The 16,402-nt window shown below is 47.7% G+C and carries 16 protein-coding genes; 14 read left to right on the top strand and 2 right to left on the bottom strand.

All coding sequences use genetic code 11. The features are described 5' to 3' along the window. Positions 1–27: 27 nt before the first annotated feature. Together MTBPR1_RS06625 and MTBPR1_RS06620 are read right to left on the bottom strand one after the other, a co-directional pair. Positions 28–1,053, bottom strand: a complete 1,026-nt coding sequence (locus tag MTBPR1_RS06625) for a hypothetical protein (protein WP_069186789.1) — start codon at positions 1,051–1,053, stop codon at positions 28–30. Positions 1,054–1,176: 123 nt separating this feature from the next. Next, entirely contained in the window at positions 1,177–1,581 is a 405-nt protein-coding gene (locus MTBPR1_RS06620; protein WP_126465072.1) for a bacteriohemerythrin, read from the bottom strand. A gap of 136 nt (positions 1,582–1,717) precedes the next feature. Here MTBPR1_RS06620 and MTBPR1_RS06615 point away from each other — a divergent pair, with 136 nt between their 5' ends. The 14 genes from MTBPR1_RS06615 (at position 1,718) to MTBPR1_RS06550 (ending at position 16,391) form a co-directional block, all read left to right on the top strand. Continuing rightward, positions 1,718–2,389: a hypothetical protein gene (locus MTBPR1_RS06615; protein ID WP_126465070.1), complete on the top strand. Its 672-nt coding sequence runs from the start codon at positions 1,718–1,720 to the stop codon at positions 2,387–2,389. Further along, on the top strand, positions 2,390–2,938 hold the full coding sequence (locus MTBPR1_RS06610) for a hypothetical protein (protein WP_069186786.1): 549 nt from the start codon (positions 2,390–2,392) through the stop codon (positions 2,936–2,938). A gap of 199 nt (positions 2,939–3,137) precedes the next feature. Continuing rightward, positions 3,138–4,142: a magnetosome protein MamD gene (gene mamD, locus MTBPR1_RS17955; RefSeq protein ID WP_126465068.1), complete on the top strand. Its 1,005-nt coding sequence runs from the start codon at positions 3,138–3,140 to the stop codon at positions 4,140–4,142. An 18-nt stretch (positions 4,143–4,160) separates the two neighbouring features. Further along, the gene (locus tag MTBPR1_RS06600; RefSeq protein WP_240492870.1) at positions 4,161–4,826 is read left to right on the top strand and encodes a cell wall protein TIR3 precursor; all 666 of its coding nucleotides are present in this window, start codon (positions 4,161–4,163) and stop codon (positions 4,824–4,826) included. Positions 4,827–4,902: 76 nt separating this feature from the next. Continuing rightward, positions 4,903–5,226 (top strand): hypothetical protein, encoded by a 324-nt coding sequence (locus tag MTBPR1_RS06595; RefSeq protein WP_069186785.1) that lies wholly within the window; start codon positions 4,903–4,905, stop codon positions 5,224–5,226. A gap of 188 nt (positions 5,227–5,414) precedes the next feature. Next, positions 5,415–6,713 (top strand): magnetosome biogenesis transporter MamH, encoded by a 1,299-nt coding sequence (gene mamH / locus MTBPR1_RS06590; protein ID WP_069186784.1) that lies wholly within the window; start codon positions 5,415–5,417, stop codon positions 6,711–6,713. A gap of 82 nt (positions 6,714–6,795) precedes the next feature. After that, positions 6,796–7,002, top strand: coding sequence for a magnetosome protein MamI (gene mamI / locus MTBPR1_RS06585; RefSeq protein WP_069186783.1), 207 nt, complete (start codon positions 6,796–6,798; stop codon positions 7,000–7,002). Between the two features lie 5 nt (positions 7,003–7,007). Then, positions 7,008–9,632: a magnetochrome domain-containing protein gene (locus MTBPR1_RS06580; protein ID WP_069186782.1), complete on the top strand. Its 2,625-nt coding sequence runs from the start codon at positions 7,008–7,010 to the stop codon at positions 9,630–9,632. A gap of 39 nt (positions 9,633–9,671) precedes the next feature. Then, positions 9,672–11,372 carry a hypothetical protein gene (locus tag MTBPR1_RS06575; protein ID WP_069186781.1) on the top strand — a complete coding sequence of 567 codons (1,701 nt, stop codon included), beginning with the start codon at positions 9,672–9,674 and terminating at the stop codon, positions 11,370–11,372. Positions 11,373–11,462: 90 nt separating this feature from the next. Then, positions 11,463–11,990, top strand: a complete 528-nt coding sequence (locus MTBPR1_RS06570) for a hypothetical protein (protein ID WP_069186780.1) — start codon at positions 11,463–11,465, stop codon at positions 11,988–11,990. A gap of 25 nt (positions 11,991–12,015) precedes the next feature. After that, positions 12,016–13,092 (top strand): MamK family actin-like protein, encoded by a 1,077-nt coding sequence (gene mamK / locus MTBPR1_RS06565; protein WP_083222945.1) that lies wholly within the window; start codon positions 12,016–12,018, stop codon positions 13,090–13,092. 45 nt (positions 13,093–13,137) lie between these two features. Next, on the top strand, positions 13,138–13,368 hold the full coding sequence (locus MTBPR1_RS06560) for a LapA family protein (protein WP_069186779.1): 231 nt from the start codon (positions 13,138–13,140) through the stop codon (positions 13,366–13,368). A gap of 59 nt (positions 13,369–13,427) precedes the next feature. After that, positions 13,428–14,378, top strand: a complete 951-nt coding sequence (gene mamM, locus MTBPR1_RS06555; RefSeq protein ID WP_069186778.1) for a magnetosome biogenesis CDF transporter MamM — start codon at positions 13,428–13,430, stop codon at positions 14,376–14,378. Between the two features lie 57 nt (positions 14,379–14,435). Then, on the top strand, positions 14,436–16,391 hold the full coding sequence (locus MTBPR1_RS06550; RefSeq protein ID WP_069186777.1) for a TSUP family transporter: 1,956 nt from the start codon (positions 14,436–14,438) through the stop codon (positions 16,389–16,391). The last annotated feature ends 11 nt before the right edge of the window (positions 16,392–16,402 follow it).

Here is a 16,402-nt window from a genome sequence, read left to right as displayed (position 1 = left end):
ACCAGAATCGATGATGGGCTATAAGAATTACGCCTTAAAAGGGCTTGCTGTCTTAGGGCGAACTTGTTCTTTAGCAGAACCATCTTCAAAGAAGTCTTTGCCCAGTTGCGCAGCCAGTGTTTTAAGCGGCTTGTTATCAAAGACCATTTTACCAAGGTCTTCTTCCTTACAACGCTCAAGTGCTGTTTCAATATCTTTCGATGCTTTCATCACTTTGGCAATATCACCGCGAAGCACATCGGATTTTGCCCCAAGCTCTGCCAGTGGCTTAGTTCCTTTAGGTGAGGCGGTGAGCTGTTGGGACAGCACGGTTAAGAAGACGTTTTTCTCACCAACAGAATAGGCACTCATCAAACCTTGCACCAGTTGCAGGGCTTCTGTTTTTGGATGACCGTTGGCTTCCAACAGGTTCACCAGCAAACGGGTTGCAGAAACACTGGTGTCATTCACGATGATATCAAACATGCCAAGCAAGGATGTTTGTTGTGAAATTGCTTTAAGCGGGTCGTTTGCCGCTTCTTCATCCAGACGTTTGGTGCGCTCCTCACGTTCTGTTTCCATCTGGACCAGCATGGAGAGCTTATGTTCAATGGAGCCAAGATCAGCATGATGGTTGTTCAGGGCAGAGGCAAAAGCACGGTGCATTTCGCCATTTTCAACAAGGGCCTGTTGATTGGCGGCACTGGACTTTGAAATTTTGCCAAGCAGTTCAGTAACCGCAGAAAGCATTTCCGTATCGGCATTTTGTTTGCTGAGCAGGCTATGGATTTCTTCAGACTGTTTTTTCTCTTGGGCTTCGATCTTTTCAAGGATTTGCGCGTTATGTCCGGCGACCGTTCCATAAAAAGAAAGTCCGACAAAAGAAACAAACAGTAAAAAGACAGGGAAGATAAAGGCCAGTAAAACGCCCGCAACTTCATGGGGCAGCAGATAGAAGAAGTTTCCCCAACCCATATAAATCGAAATGTATGAGGTCCAGATTACCAGCCATGCAATGGAAGGAATGAGGACACCGAGTTGAAAGGCTTTGCCCTGTAGTAGCTCTTTAATCATTTCGAATCTTACCCTAAAAGAATGAACGAAGCACATCATAAGGCTTCGGCCCTATTTCATTTCTGAATAGGACTTTATGAAATAAAACTGTTTTTTGCAATTATAAAGGCGGGAAATCAGACGTTAATCCGTCATGACATCGCGAATTTTCATATCTTCTTTCATGATATGGTCCAAAAGCCACTCTTGTAAGAAGTTCAATAGGCGATTTGTAAAGGGTTTGGCCTCTTCTTCTTCAAGCATAAGATACTCATCCATCATGGCTTCTAGAATGATGAAGAACTCACGATGCTGTTTAATATGTTCGGCAAGACCGGGCAGCTTATACTTAAACATGATTTTTTCTTCATAGGAAAAATGCTTTTGAGTATATTCAGCCAGATTATTCAGCGTCTCTGTAATTTTGTTAGGATTGAGGTCTTTCTGACTATGATCGTGTAGCGTGTTTATCCATTCACAAATTTTGAGATGTTGTTCGTCAATGGCTTCGATGCCGAGCATGTACTCTGGCGTTAATTCGATAAACACTTTTACCTCAATAGGTTATAACTACCTTCATATGAGTGTTATTTTAGGCAGCCTCGTCGCTTTAAGTCAAGTCTGGCAATTGGAGGGTAGGCAGGGTAATGTGTGGCGTTTTGTCAATGAGCTGTGGGTATCCAGCATGAATCATATGGTTCTAATAGAGCAATCTTCGATCGAAGTGATTGAAAAAATCACCTTTATGCAAAGTGAGGCTTCGGGCTATGGCGGGCTCGTTATGGCCTTTTTGGTCCTGCTGCTTTGTTTTGCTGCATTGGGCTATGGCGTACAGCGCGAGATTTCAAAGCAGCCTTTTGAAGAGGATGAAGAAGAGCTCATTGAAGAGGAGACACCCCAATTGGAGGTTTTGCCTGAGGCGGATGTGGAGATTGAAGAGGTAATGGAGGATGAACCAGTAGAGGAAATACCCCCTGTTATTGAAGAAGCGCCTATTCCGGAAGAAGTCTTGGTTCCCCCTCAACCCGTAAAAAAGAAAAAGAAGATCTTTGGCTTTAGCGAGGTGCCAACAGGCGCGATGGTTGTGGCGTGGGATGATGCAAGTGGGCATTCACATCTGGCAGAGGTGAAAAATATCTCCCTAAATCAGGTGATTTTTGATGCGAATAATTTTAATGCGGATACAATAGTTGAAATCTCGTGTCCGAGACTTGATCTGTCCTTCCATGTGGTGCGTGCTGATCTGCGCAATATTGAAGACGGGACAGTCACACTTGGTCTTGAAGAGTTTCGTGATAACGAGGATAGCTGGATGGCTTGGGTTGAACTGCAAACACGCATTGACGAGGTAAGGTAAATGCTTTCTGCAACATATGCATTTTGGACTTTTTTGGGCACCGCCGTTTTGATACAGGCGGTGGATGAAAAGCAAAATATTATCGTGCGTCGAAAAAAGAAAAAGAAGAAATGTAAGCTGTTACAACAGTCACAACGCGCCCAGCAATTGGCCCATCAGGCACAAGAAAAGAACTATCAATATTTGACGGATGAAGAGCAAGCCATGCTCAAACAGGTCCGCCAAATGGAAAATGATATGGCGGCCTATCGCCAGAAAAAAACGCAAGAGTTGAAAGAAGCGGTTGAGCAGGAAAAGAAAAAGGCTCTGGCTGACGTTTTCAACTGGTCTGCACAAGAAAAACAACGCCTAAGCGAGCGCTTTAATCAGGAGTATGAAAAGGCGATTGAGGACATCCGCGGCGATGTGAGCGCGAAGGTCAGTGAAGAATTTAATGCTATCGTTGAGCATTTTGAGAATCTCGAACATGAAGATAAATCCATGGGTGATAATGAGATTCGCGAGTTTTTGGACAAAAAGAAGCAAAAAATTCTCTCAACGCTTGGTTAGTAAGAATTATTATCGAAAAAGATAATTATCCATATTTTTATTATGGGTAGCCCCCCCCCTGAAAACCGCAGAAAAACTGGGGAAAACCTCAGTGTTAATAACGACTTGCAACTGGCTTTTTGAGCGTTTTTAATCTTGCTTAAAAGTGAATGCTTATGTATGTTTAAAGAAATTAAAACCTAATTAGGGGGTACCTTGAATGTTATTACTTAAAGCGGAGCAGGCGAGATCTGTTCCTGCACTTGTCGGCAAGACGTTTAAAGTCGGCTCAGTGACAAAAGCGGGTGGCGCTGGCGCCATGGTCAATAATCAACTTCTTCTTCAGCCAGTTGGGGCAAGCGCTGGTAAAGATGTGGTGATGTTAAAAGTTACGGGCGCTGGTCAACAGTTGCCTTCGCTGGTTGGTAAGACATTCACTTTTGGTAAATCTCCTGTTTTGGGTAAAGCTGGTATGAACTACCTGGCACTTCACCCCGCAGCTGGTGCAAAAGCAGCCGCTGGTGCGGCAGCCGCCACAAAGGGTACGGTTGCTGTTAAGCTGACAAATGCAAAAGCAGCAGCGCAATTGCAGGCATTCCAAGGTAAAGCTTTCGTGGTTGGTAAAGCGCCAATCATGGGTAATAACATTGCAAATAAAATGCTCGTGCTTCACCCGCTTAAAGGCGCTGGTGCAAAAGCAGGTGCTGGTGTTGCAGCAACAGCAGCGGCTGAAAAAGGCGTTGTTATTGGTAAGACGACGATCGGTTCAGCCGGTGTGATCTCCAAAGGTGCAGGTGCAGCAGCACAAGCGCCAAACGTAACAATTATGTTGGGTGGCACAGGTAAAACTGTTGCAGCAACAGCAGGCAAGACGGTTGCGGCAAAAACAGCAGTAGCAACAACAGGTAAAGCTGTTGCAACAAAAGCAGCAGCGGCAACAGCTGGTAAAGCAGCGGCAGGTAAAGCCGCCGCAGCAGCTGGTGCAACAGCCGCGGCTGGTACAGCAGCAAGCGGCACGATCTGGACAGGTACAGGCTTGAGCCTCGGTCTTGGTCTTGGTCTTGGTGCGCTGGGTCCGGTTTTGTTGACAGCTGCGGCTGCAACAGGCGGTTATTACCTCTATCAGCGTAATAAAGCTGCGGAAGAAGAATGTGATGGCGATGTGGATGAGTGCGAAGCGCTGATCAATCCACCTGCGCCAAGTGGTAATGTAGCTCCGGCCTAAGCGAGAAGGATCTGAGAGATGGTAGCAATGAATAACGGTGCAGCTTGCGTAGCTGCTGGTGGTAAGGGTGGTACAGCCAAAGCCGGTATGGCTAAAGGTGGTGCTGCACAAGCCATGCGCGGTGAAATGGAACGCGAAGGCATGCGCAATGCAGGTGCTAAAGCTGGTGCCAAGGGTATGGGCGGCAAAGCTGCTGGTGCTAAAGCAGGTGCTGCAAAAGGTACGGCTGCCAAAGCAATGGGCGGCGAAATGGAACGCGAAGCAATGCGTAATGCCGGTGCCAAAGCTGGTGCTAAAGGTATGGGCGGTAAAGCCGCTGGTGCCAAGGCTGCCGGTGCTGGTAAAACCATGGCAACGGGCAAAGCTGCAGGCGCAACCGTTACAAAAGGTGCTGCGACTGCAACCGCAAAAACGGCTGCGGGTGCAACAGGTAAGGCTGCGGCCTCAACTGCGGCAACGGGTAAGGCAGCAGCTGCAACGGCTGGTAAAGCTGCGGCGGGTTCATCCTCTGCGGCAACGGGCTCTTTGATTGGGGCAAAAAGCCTTGGTCTGGGTCTCAGCTTCTGGGGTCCGGTTGCGGTTGGCGCGGTTGGTGCGTTGGCTGTTTATGGCTACCTTCGCAAGAAGAAATCACAGATTGATCAGTCTGAGACCGATCTGGAAATTCAAGAAGCTCTCAGCTAAGGGTAGGCTGAGTATGGGGGCTGGCTGTATTTCAGCCAGTCGGAAGTAAAAGTATTTTTTTAAGGAACCAAGTAATATGGTTATGTCGACAGTTCAAAGTAATGGTGGAATGAAGTCGCGCATTTTGGCGGCGATGAGCTACCTCGGGATTCTCTGCTTTGTGCCGCTGTTTAGCAACAAAGACGACGAGTATGTATATTTTCACGCAAAACAAGGCCTGATCATTTGGGTTTGGGGTGTGTTGGCTGTATTTGCACTGCATTTGCCGGGTCTTGGTAAATGGTTCTTCAGTGTTTCTGCTATGGCTGTTGTGATGTTCTCCCTCATTGGTTTTGTTTCCGTGATGTTGAACCGCGCTTGGAAGCTTCCATTTATTTACGGCGTATCTACAAAAATCTAATTCGCTAGAATTTGAATGATGTAGGACTGTCCTAGATACTGAAGTCGTTTCAGCTGATCCTTCCGGCTGAAGCGACTTTTTAATGCAAAAAGAACGAATCGAAGGCACTAATAATAACCGAGATGTACAAAACCGTATGTTGAAGAAATTATTGTCACGCTGTGAAATGAATATAGTTGAAGATTAATATGTCAGATCAGTCTTTCGAACGAGAGCATCGCAACGCACTATATTTTCTTGCCGCAATCAGCATGGTCTTTATGACATTGGCGATTGCCGTACAGCCGTTGTTCTTGCGCAATGTTCTGGATATCTCTTTTGAATCTGCCGGCGCGGTAAATGCCAGCGTGCAGGTTGTGACAGAAGTTCTTGATCTCGCCTTAATCTTCTATCTTGGTTATCTCTCAGATCGTTTTGGGCGCGTACCCATTGCGACTATCGGCTTTTTAGTTGCCGCCTTTGGCGCACTGCTTGCCCCTCTGAGCCTTGAGCTTGGCGCTTTCTTCGGTATTGGTGGTCTGGCCTTTTATTATGTGATGCGTATCATCATGTCCTTGGGCACAGGTGCTGTCTGGCCGCAAATCTCTGCCTTGGCAGGGGATTCAACAGATTTTGATAGCCGTCCGCGTTTCATGGCGAATATGGCCTTTATGATGGCCTTGGGCGGCACGCTGGTTTATGCCATCTTGATGCAGATGCCAAAATATACAGGCTATATTGTGGTCATGGTGTTGACCGCAGGGGTTGGTCTGATCGGTGCGTATGTCTCACACCGCTGCCTTGTTGATATTGCGCCCAAGCTTGAGAAAAAAGAATTCCCGTGGGCACGTATCAAAGAGCTTTTGAAAAAAGATGACCGTTTGCGTCTCAGTTTCGCAAGTGCATTTTTCGCCCGTGCAGACATGGTCTTTATTGGCCTGTTCTTGATGATGTGGTTCATCTATTTTGCCGACCTGATCAAGGTTGAACAAGAAGTGGCCGCTGCTGAAGCAGGCTCCCTAATCGGTTTGGTTGGGATTGTGGTTCTGGTCTCCTTACCTGCATGGGGGCGCGCCATTGAGGTCATGGGCCGTGTAAAAACACTGGCACTGGGCATGGCGCTCTCAGGTACAGGATTCGTCGGGCTTGGCTTTATTGTAAACCCATTTGATTGGGAAATTGTCCCGTTTCTGGTTTTGGCTGCTTTAGGACAAGCTGGCTGCCTCGTGGCGCCGCAAGTTCTCACTATCGATCTGACACCAAAGGATATTCGCGGCTCCATGCTCGGCATGTTTAATGTTGTGGGCGGGATCGGCATTGTGGTTTTTGTACAGATCGGCGGTTTTCTGTTTGACCATATTGGACCACATGCACCGTTTGTGCTAATCGGTGTAGCGAATTTTGCCGTTGTGACCTATAGCTTATGGGTCTTGCGCGGTGATGGCACGGACGAACAAATTAGTGAAGACATCTGTGATGACATTGAAAAAGTGTTTGAGCAGAATTAAGTTTTTATCACAAATTGCCACTGCGCATTTTGTGAGTGTGTTACCTGTCTATAGTGGGTGACAAATTGAGAGGACGAAGTTTATGCCTGTTGTGATTTTTGGCTTGGTTGCCATTTCATTGGGTCTTTGGGGAATGGCTGCCTGGTGGTGGTCCGTTACCGAATTGATGCGCGGTCTTATGCCGATCATCCTCGTGACTTTGGGGATTGTAGCGGTTGCTGCGGGCCTATCAAAGGTGCGTGATGATCAATCAATCAAAGACGAAGACCTGCTAGACGGTGAAGGATAATTCACGTGGAAGATCAAGAAACATTATTGTCTTTAGAAGACGAACTGGAAGACAACGTTCCAGGACATTGTAGCCTTGAAATTCGCAAATTTATTTTGTTTGCGGGATTGGTTGCAGTTCTTATTCTGATCGGTGCTTTCTGGTATACGAATTATTATAAAGAAGGCATTGGTGCAGAAACAGCTGCCATGGCTTTGGGTAAAGAACCTGCTGCCCCGATGGCGCGTGATTTTGCGCAACCGGGTCAGCCAAAAGCCAAACTGGTTAACTGGTTCCCCCGCACACCAGGTGGCGCAGCCCCGGGTTTGGGTGTGTCTGTTCCTTCTATGGGTAACCCGATGATCCCGGCTGCCATGCCGATGGGTCAGGCCGGCATGCCTATTGCTATGCCAATTGGTTTGCAAAATGGGCAAAAGAAAACCAAACCGATGAAGGGTGGTTTTGCCAGTGTTGCCGATATCGTTCATGACAGTGTGGTGAATATCTCAGCCGTGCGCGGTCAAGCGCCAGCAGCCAAAACAGGTACAAATAAACCTAGTCCAAGTGTGGGTAATATCTTTTCAAACCCGTTTTCTGGACGTTCCTTTGAAAATATCGGTTCCGGCGTTATCGTAAGAAATGACGGCTACGTTGTAACGAACTATCACATCATCCGCGATGCGGGTTCTGTGACCGTAAATGTGTTTACGGGTGATTTGGTAGATCGTTATCCTGCATCTGTTATTAAGCTCGATGAAGTCCTTGACCTTGCCCTTTTAAAGATTGAGCCAAAGAAACCATTAACGGCAGCAATCCTTGCCAATAGTGACGTAACCAAAGTCGCTGATGAAGTGATTGCCGTGGGCAGCCCCTTTGGCTTAAGCCAGACGGTAAGTCGCGGGATTATTTCTGCAAAGCGTAAATCACTCACCATTGAAAATATTACCCATGCCAACCTGTTACAAACAGATGCGGCGATTAACCAAGGTAACTCCGGTGGTCCCTTAATTGGTGCGGACGCAAAAGTGGTTGGCATTAACACAGCGATTTACACACCAACAGGCTCTTTTGCCGGGATCGGTTTTGCCGTACCAAGTAATCAGGTACGCACTTTCTTGGTTGAACAGATCAAAACATTACCGACAAAAATGGGTAAGCCCATGATGCAACAGGTGATGATGCAGGGGGTTGCGATGACGCAGCCAACAGGCGCGCCACCTATTCCTGCCAGTGCCAAGCCACCTCATACCGATGGTCGTGAGCAGATGGATTGTCAAACCTGTCACCAGATCACAGGGGGCGGGCAGGCCATGGGGCAAACTGTGGCTTTGACCAAACGTCAAATGCAACAAGGCCCAGCCATTTCAGCCACTGCACGCAACCCGCATAATGATGAACGTGCGCAGATGAAATGTACCATGTGTCACCAAATCAATGGCGGTGGTAAGCCAACGGCGCAAGTTGTTGCCCTAACCAAGCGTCAAATGCAGCAAGGTCCAGCTATTTCAGCAACAGCGCGCAGCCCGCATGGTGATGAACGTGATCAGATGAAATGTACCATGTGTCACCAAATCAATGGCGGCGGTAAACCAATGGCGCAAGTTGTGGCTTTGACCAAGCGTCAAATGCAACAAGGCCCGGCTATTTCAGCGACTGCACGCAACCCGCATAATGATGAACGTGCGCAGATGAAATGTACCATGTGTCACCAAATCAATGGCGGTGGTACACCAACGGCGCAAGTCGTCGCTATGCCACAGCAAAATGGCGCACCACCTATTCCAGCAACGGCCAAGCCACCCCATAGAGATGGTCGTGAAACAATGAATTGTACGACCTGTCACCAGATTATTGGGGCGACACCAGCGGCTTTTAATTATCAATTTGCGGGCCCGTCTAAAAACTTCGGCTTAAACGTTGCCGCACAAGTGGGGGGGCTGACGAAACAAGATAACCGTGCAACATTGCCTGCCCGTGATTTTTTTATCCAGGGCGCTAGTGTTCTGCCAATTGATTCCCCATTGGTGCAGCACACCGGAACATCACCGGGTCGTGGCGTCTTTGTTAATAAGGTTATCCCGCAATCGCCTGCCCATGCAGCGGGTGTGAAAATCAATGACATCATTTTGCGTGTAGATGGTCGTCGTGTGAACTCACCTTTGGAAATGTCCCAAGCGTTGGATAAAATCATTGTGGGTGATCCGGTTCGTATGACCTTGATGCGCAATGGTCGTCGCTCAGACGTGGAATTGGTGAAAGTCAAAACCATGGTTGCGCCGCGCCCACAAACAAATGTTCAAAAGAAGCCAAATACACCAACATTGCGCAAAAAAGCACAAGCCAATGTCAAAGCACCCGTGCCTAATGAATTTAACTGGCGTGGTATTGAGGTTGAAAACTTCCGCCGACCGACACCTGTTGAAGCCCCGCAAGGCAAACAGCCCGGTGGTGCCATTGTTGGCGATATCACACGCGGCTCACCAGCTGAGCGTGCGGGTGTGATGCGCAATGATGTGATTTTGGAAGTAAACGCGCGCTCTGCGAAAAATGCTAAAAAGTTCGATAAGGCAATTAAAAAAGCCAGAAAAGAAAACATGATCGTGTTAAGAATTGATAGGGCAGGCAAGGAAGTCTTCCTTGTACTGCGTTAACTTAACGTGATTTTGATTTAGCAGTTTGGTGGTTTAATCATGGCAAATGATCCAAAAGACCCAAAGAACGATGTAGACGAGCTTCAGTTTGATATGCTGGGGGGCAGTGACCCTGCGCCAAAGGAAAACCCTAAACCCAAAGCCAAACCAGCAGTAAAGAAAACACCTGCGCCTAAAAAAGCACCAGTTGTTAAAAAGGCTGAAGAAAAAGAGCCTGATCAGAAGGTCGTAAAGCCAGCTGCGAAAACGCCGCGCAAAACCACAAAGACAGCGCCTGCTAAAACAGCCGTAAGTGCAAAGAAAACGACTGACGAAAAGAAGCCTGCACCAAAAGTAGCTGCAAAGCCGAAGGCACCTGCCAAAGCGCCTGCAAAGGCAACAACAAAACCGCGCGCCAAGCCAAAGCCGGCACCAAAGAAAAAAGCAGAGCCCGTTAAAGAGCCTGAGCCGGAACCTGTTTCTGCATTGTTGCAAGATGCCTTTAGCGCCTCACCTTGGGCGGGGGCATTGATGGGCCAAGGCGCACAGCCCATTGTGATGCCTGAAGAAATTATCCATCCTGAAGTGGTTGAAGAACCAAAAGCAGCACCAGCTGTACAAGCTGTTGAGAAAAAGCCTGAAGAAAAAGTCGAGGCTGTTGCTGTTGTTAAGGAAGAAATCTCACAGGCCAAGGGCGATGAAACCACTCAACAAACTGAAACACAGGTTGTTGAGAAGATGAAAGCGCCTGAAAGCGAGCCTGTGAAAGAGGCAGACGAAATCACCGTTAAGGCCGTTAAGGTGGATGCGCCCGCACCTGAGGCGAGCCCCGTCTTTAAAAATGCACGTGGTGTGGAAATTGACTCACCTTGGTTAAGCTTAAACAATGAGCCTGCCAAAGAACTGGCTGCAGAACCCATTGTCTATAAAGCTCATGGCAAGCCGGTTGAGCAAAAAGTCGTGATGACTTCAGGGGCGCAAGCTGAAGAGCCACAGGCTGTTGACCCTTATTATTATGAAGAACCCCGACGCAAAGGCCGCCTCAAACGGGGTGAGCGCAAGGCCATGCGTGCGCGCAATATTGAACATTGGCTCAATGAAAAAGAGTCCGGTGGGCTTGAGGCTTCTGTTGATAAAGCCGTGCAGCCTTCTGTGACAGATCAAGCAGCTGTTGCACAAACACCTGCTCCAACACCACATGAAAAGCCACAAACGGTTGAGGCGAGCCCTTGGCGCAAAGAAGAAGTTGACGTTCCCCAAGAACTGGCCAAAGCACCTGAGCCTGTGGCACAGCCGCGCAGGTCAAAGCGTAAAAAACAAACGGTCTGGACGAAAAATTCAGCAGATCAGACCATGCGCTTAAGTGAGCGCAATAAGCTGAATAAAGCTGATGTAAGCCCAAAAGAAATCGCAGTTGAAGGTGTGGCAAGCGGCATCATCAATGTGTTGGGTGATGGGGTGGAGCTGGTTGTTGATACGGCAAAAGGAGCTGTCGCCAGTATTGGTGAGCAGCCAACACGCCGATTAGATGATGATGAGATATTAGTAGAGAACATTGCCCGGGGCACGGTTGATGCACTGGGAAGTGGGGTAGAGGCCATTGTTGATGCAGGGGCTTGTGCGGGCAAAGGGGTCGCGCAAGGTGTTGGTTACGGTGTGCAATCGGTTAAAGATGGTGCAAGCCGGCTTAAAAATGCCGGATCAGGTGCTGTTAACGGATTTGTCGACGGAATCAAAAAGCCCACATCTTCAAAGGATTGAACATGAATTATGTTAGACAAAAATCCGTCTAACTGGTATCAAGCATGGGGGTTCAGCTAAGGCTGGATTTCAAAAAAAAGGAAATGACTTATGGTTACGAAATCAACAGAAACTAAGCCAGAAGCTGTGGTAAAAGAAGAGGCTGAAACAGCCGATAAGCCAGCATCTGCGCCAAAAACTGCGCCAAAAGCAGCAGCAAAGCCTAAAGCGGAAAAGGCAGCTGATAAGACAGTTGAAGAGAAACCAAAAGCAGATCCGAAAGCTGCTTCTGATCAATCTATCGATGAATCTGATAGTGATTCGCAAAAAGCTGATGCGCCAAATGCACAAGATATTCCGGTTGAGGACCTTGTGAATGGTGTAATCAACGTTTTGGGTGATGGTTTAGAAGCAATTATCAACAGCAGTTCATCTGCGCAAAAAAATGTTCTTCCCCATGCCAAAACCAGCTTTAAAGAAATGGTTGGCGGCGTGAGCGAAGGCTTTAATGATTTGCGTGGATATGTAGAAAACAAGCTCTCGGCAAATAAAGATACATCTGTGGACGAAGATATCGACGCAGCTGTCGCGACTGAAATGAAGTCGGAAAAAGAAAGCCAGAGCACTCCGCAACAATAACAGGATTTTGTAAAGGTTTGAAATTATGAGCAGTACTAACGATAGCTGGGCAGTCGGCAACGAAACATCTACCACTGATGGTGAAGAGACACCGTTGTTGATCGGCTTTGATTTTGGCACGTCCTATACTGCTGTAATGTCAAACCGTGGGCATCAACAGGTTTTTCGTTCTGTCGTGGGCTATCCTAAAGACATGATCGGTGTGAAACTGCTGGGTGAGCCGTATGTGGTTGGTGATGCCGCTTTTGAAAAACGCTCTTTCGTTGATCTGCGCAGCCCGTTGAAAGATGGTGTATTGCGCGAATATGTTGAGCGTGACATGGAAGTGGCGCGTGATTTTGTGGATCACACGATCAACTCTATTGCCAAAGATGGTGATGAAGTTGCCGTGATCGTGGGTGTGCCAGCACGTGCATCTAACACAAACAAAGATTTGATGGTTCAGGTCTTTGAAGATTTCGCCGATACGGTTCAGGTGATTTCAGAGCCTTTCCTTGTGGCTTATGGTCGCGGTTCACTGGTCAACAGCCTTGTGATTGATATCGGGGCGGGTACGGTTGATATCTGCGCGCTTAAAGGGGCAATGCCGGGCCAGAAATCTCAGATCACCATCAATAAGGCAGGTAACTTTGTTGATGAGCAAATCGAAGAATTGATCCTTAAATCTCACCCTGAAGTTCAGATGAATATTCATATGGCGCAGGCGATTAAGGAAAAGCACGGTTTTGTTGGCGCTGTAGACGCCCCTGTAATGGCAGACCTGCGTGTAGATGGTAAGCCTGCACAGTTTGATATTACCAAGGAAATCAGCACAGCTTGTGAAATGATTGTACCGGGTATCATCGAAGGTGTGGAAAAACTCATTCAGACCTGTTCACCAGAAGATCAAGGCACGATGTTGAACAATATCTTCCTTGCAGGTGGTGGTTCACGCATTCAGGGCTTGGACAAGATGATCGCAGAACGTCTAGTCAGCTTTGGTGATGTGCAGGTTTCTCGTGTGTCTGATCCGACGTATGCGGTGGCTGCTGGCGCTCTTAAATTGGCGCAAGAACTACCGCCACAATATTGGGACCAACTGGGCAGCGTTACGGATAATTAATTCGTAAAAACACTGCCTAACGCAGGTCATTTGGAGAAATAGAACGTGGCAAAACTGATCATATATTTGATCATAGCGATTGCTATCTTGTTGTTTGCATTGCAAAACATCGAGCCTGTGATAATTGATTTTATCTTTATGGCGCCGGTGCCAGTGCCGATGATCTTGGTAATAGCTTTGTCATTTTTTAGTGGTTTTGTGGTCGCGCTGTTTAGTGTGGCGCGTATCACCATGAAGAAGAAGAACAAGGCCCAGATTGAATATCACCCTAAATAAGGGTTGGTTTTTTAGTTTGGGTCTTTAAGTGACCTTATAAAGCTTAGGAAGTGTAGGGAATGAAATACGAAAAGTGCGGTAAATGCATCAAGACCATTGGTTGGGTCGGCTTGGTGACCAACACCGTTTTAACCTTTTTGAAGGCGTTTGTCGGGCTGGTCTCTGGCTCTCACGCCCTGTTGGCCGATTCCCTTTATTCCTTTAAAGATGTGGTTAGCTCCCTTCTCGTCATCGTGGGCGGTAAGGTTTCTGAGCAATCCCTTGATAAAGAACACCCTTACGGGCATGGCAAGATCGAGTTCGTACTATCGCTTTTCGTTAGTGTGATCTTCCTGATTGTGACCGGTTTCTTGCTGGTTTATGCCGTTTCCATGCTGTTTGGCGATAGCACCCACCAAGCCCCACACCTCATTGCCCTTTGGACGGCGATCTTGTGTGCCGTGGTTAATGTGGTGATGTATGCCTATTCAAAATGTGCGGCCACCCAAAGCAACAGCCCGCTGATTAAGACCTTATCCCAACACCATCACGCCGATGCGATTTCATCCAGTGCGGTGGCTGTGGGTATTGTGGGCGCGCATTATCTTGACATGCCATGGGTCGATACGTTGGTTGCGGTGGTTGAAACCCTGCACCTTCTTTATTTGGGCAGCCATGTGTTTAAAGATTCTGTCATGGGTTTGATGGATCGCCAGATCGATATGCCAAAACGCAAAATCCTGCAAAACCTGATCTTGGGTGTTGAAGGTGTGCGCGAGATCAAACATATGCGGACCCGCCATATCGGTCAGAATATTTCTGCTGAAATCACCGTTGGTGTGGATGAAAATGCCACGGTGAGTGAGGCCACAGCCATTGCCAATAAGGTTAAAGAAACCATCATCCATACGGTCAGTCGCATCGGTGCCATTCAGGTTAAGGCTGAGGCACATGAAAAAAATGCCAATGCGGCTCAAGACAGTGATGATGCGGCTTCTTTAATCGAAGCCCCTGAAGGTGGGCTGGCTTAAACGGCCAAAGTGAATGAACAAATGTTAAGAACAAACAGCCATTAGGTTGAGAGTGATATGAGCGAGAACGAAGAAGTAATTAAAAAACCAACTTTATTTGGTGCCAAAGGGTTCTGTAGCAGCCCGTGGCAAGGTTTGGCGATTGGCTTTTTGGCGATGGTCATCTTGACCTTCGTTTGGGGCTTTATCATCCTGAATGGCTATAAAGAAGATACCCATTTTGAAAAGCATAAACACCTAGGCCTTTCAGAATTTCTTCTGCGTGATGCCGCAGGTGCGCCAGATAAAATTGCCAGTGCTTTGGCACCGGGCATTGTGGGTATCAGTGGGGCATTGCCGAACATGCCATTGATGGCCTCAGGCTCCCTTGTCAGCCCGCAAGGCCATGTGCTCACTGTTCTTCATCCGCTTCAAAACCTTGATCAGCTTTATGTTTATGTGCGCACGGCTGAAGGCATCAAGCCTTTTAAAGCTGAAGTGATTGAAACCAACGCCAATCATAATCTGGCTATTTTGAAGATTATTTCGAAAAAACGTTTCCAATATTTCACCTTGGCTAACGCCTCTAACCTTGAAGTGAAATCACCTGTGATTGCCTTGGGTCAGACACGCAGCGGCAATGTGGTGATCAATCAAGGTCAGCTGCAAACCCTTGATACAACGCTAAATGTGGCGGGCAAGCCGATGAAGGCTTTGGCGGCAACAGATGCTGTCTTTTCTTGGCACCAAACAGGTGGTCCTTTGGTTAACCGCCGGGGCGAAATCGTTGGTGTGAATTTGGCCTTTAACGGTAAAAATGGCGTGATTGATGGCTTTATGATCCCAACTTATGTGGTCATGACCCATTTTGCTGATGTGGTAAACTTTAAAGTCGGTCAAGACTTGGGCGCAAACGCAGCCGCAGCCCCTGCGGCGTGGAAGCCAAAACAACAAGTGGCCAATAATGGTTCTGTGACCTCAAATGCATGGTGGCAAATCACGGCTGCCACTCAAGCCCAACAGGGCGCAACAGTTAACCCAAATACACAAAGCAACAATAATACATTTGGTATGAATGTGGTGGCAAATGGTGTGAACCACGCCATGACCGATCTGGAGCATCTTGGTGGCACACGTATTTTAGGCTTCCCGCTTAAAGATATTGTCGGCCTTGCCCTGCTTGGTTTAGGCGCAGGCCTGATCAGCGGGATGATGACCATGGGCGGTGGTATCCTTCATGTTGCGGGTATGATGATTGTCTTTGGCTATGGGATTTACCTCATTCGCCCTGTGGCCTATCTGACCAACCTGTTTATCTTTGGTGCCGCTGCACATCGTAATATCAAGTCCGGTCTTGTCATGTGGGATACGGTCAAAAAGCTCCTGCCATGGGCGGTCATTGGTATGGTCGGCGGTTACTTTATCGGTAACTATATTGGTGATGGCGGCATTGCCTTCTTGCTCGGTGCCTTTGCCCTGACCATGACCTTAAAAGGCCTGCATGAAATTTTCGCCGCTGTCCCAGATAATATTTTGGTTAAATCAGGTGATAAAACCGTTGATGAAGTAGAAGTCATTCATGAAGGTGATGATGACAGCTATATTGACGACCTGCTTAATGAGGACAAAGAAGAGGCCAAAGACGGCCCGTTTGGCATCAACCTCAAAGATGTTTTCTTAGGTCTGCCCATTGGTTTGATCAGTGGTATTTTGGGTATCAGTGGTGGCGTTCTGGCTGTTCCCCTTCAGCGCTTCTTTAAGAAACAAGCCATTCAAAATGCTATTGCCAACAGTTCAGTTGTGGTCTTTTGGGCTTCTGCCATGGGGGCGCTTGTTGCCTTTATCCACGGCACAAGTGCAGGTTTGATTGATTGGGAAACACCATTGATCATGACCATGATCATGGTTCCGGGTGCTTTTGCTGGTGGGGCCTTGGGTGCACGTTTGATGAAAGTCTTGCCATCCATCTTCCTGAAATGGTTCTACACCATCATCATGGCGGCAATCGCTGTTAAAATCCTGTTCTTGAGCTAGGAGAGCAGGTC

This window comes from Candidatus Terasakiella magnetica, from assembly GCF_900093605.1.
Lineage (GTDB): Bacteria > Pseudomonadota > Alphaproteobacteria > Rhodospirillales > Terasakiellaceae > Terasakiella > Terasakiella magnetica.
The sequence above is the reverse complement of the archived record's forward strand: the minus strand, read 5'-3'. Positions and strand labels throughout refer to the sequence as shown.

Coding starts and splice junctions, on each gene's coding strand:
- MTBPR1_RS06550 (WP_069186777.1), top strand. CDS start 14,436: ATGAGCGAGAACGAAGAAGTAATTAAAAAACCAACTTTATTTGGTGCC.
- mamH (WP_069186784.1), top strand. CDS start 5,415: ATGTCAGATCAGTCTTTCGAACGAGAGCATCGCAACGCACTATATTTT.
- mamK (WP_083222945.1), top strand. CDS start 12,016: ATGAGCAGTACTAACGATAGCTGGGCAGTCGGCAACGAAACATCTACC.
- MTBPR1_RS06575 (WP_069186781.1), top strand. CDS start 9,672: ATGGCAAATGATCCAAAAGACCCAAAGAACGATGTAGACGAGCTTCAG.
- MTBPR1_RS06615 (WP_126465070.1), top strand. CDS start 1,718: ATGAATCATATGGTTCTAATAGAGCAATCTTCGATCGAAGTGATTGAA.
- MTBPR1_RS06600 (WP_240492870.1), top strand. CDS start 4,161: ATGGTAGCAATGAATAACGGTGCAGCTTGCGTAGCTGCTGGTGGTAAG.
- mamD (WP_126465068.1), top strand. CDS start 3,138: ATGTTATTACTTAAAGCGGAGCAGGCGAGATCTGTTCCTGCACTTGTC.
- MTBPR1_RS06570 (WP_069186780.1), top strand. CDS start 11,463: ATGGTTACGAAATCAACAGAAACTAAGCCAGAAGCTGTGGTAAAAGAA.
- mamM (WP_069186778.1), top strand. CDS start 13,428: ATGAAATACGAAAAGTGCGGTAAATGCATCAAGACCATTGGTTGGGTC.
- mamI (WP_069186783.1), top strand. CDS start 6,796: ATGCCTGTTGTGATTTTTGGCTTGGTTGCCATTTCATTGGGTCTTTGG.
- MTBPR1_RS06610 (WP_069186786.1), top strand. CDS start 2,390: ATGCTTTCTGCAACATATGCATTTTGGACTTTTTTGGGCACCGCCGTT.
- MTBPR1_RS06625 (WP_069186789.1), bottom strand. CDS start 1,053: ATGATTAAAGAGCTACTACAGGGCAAAGCCTTTCAACTCGGTGTCCTC.
- MTBPR1_RS06595 (WP_069186785.1), top strand. CDS start 4,903: ATGGTTATGTCGACAGTTCAAAGTAATGGTGGAATGAAGTCGCGCATT.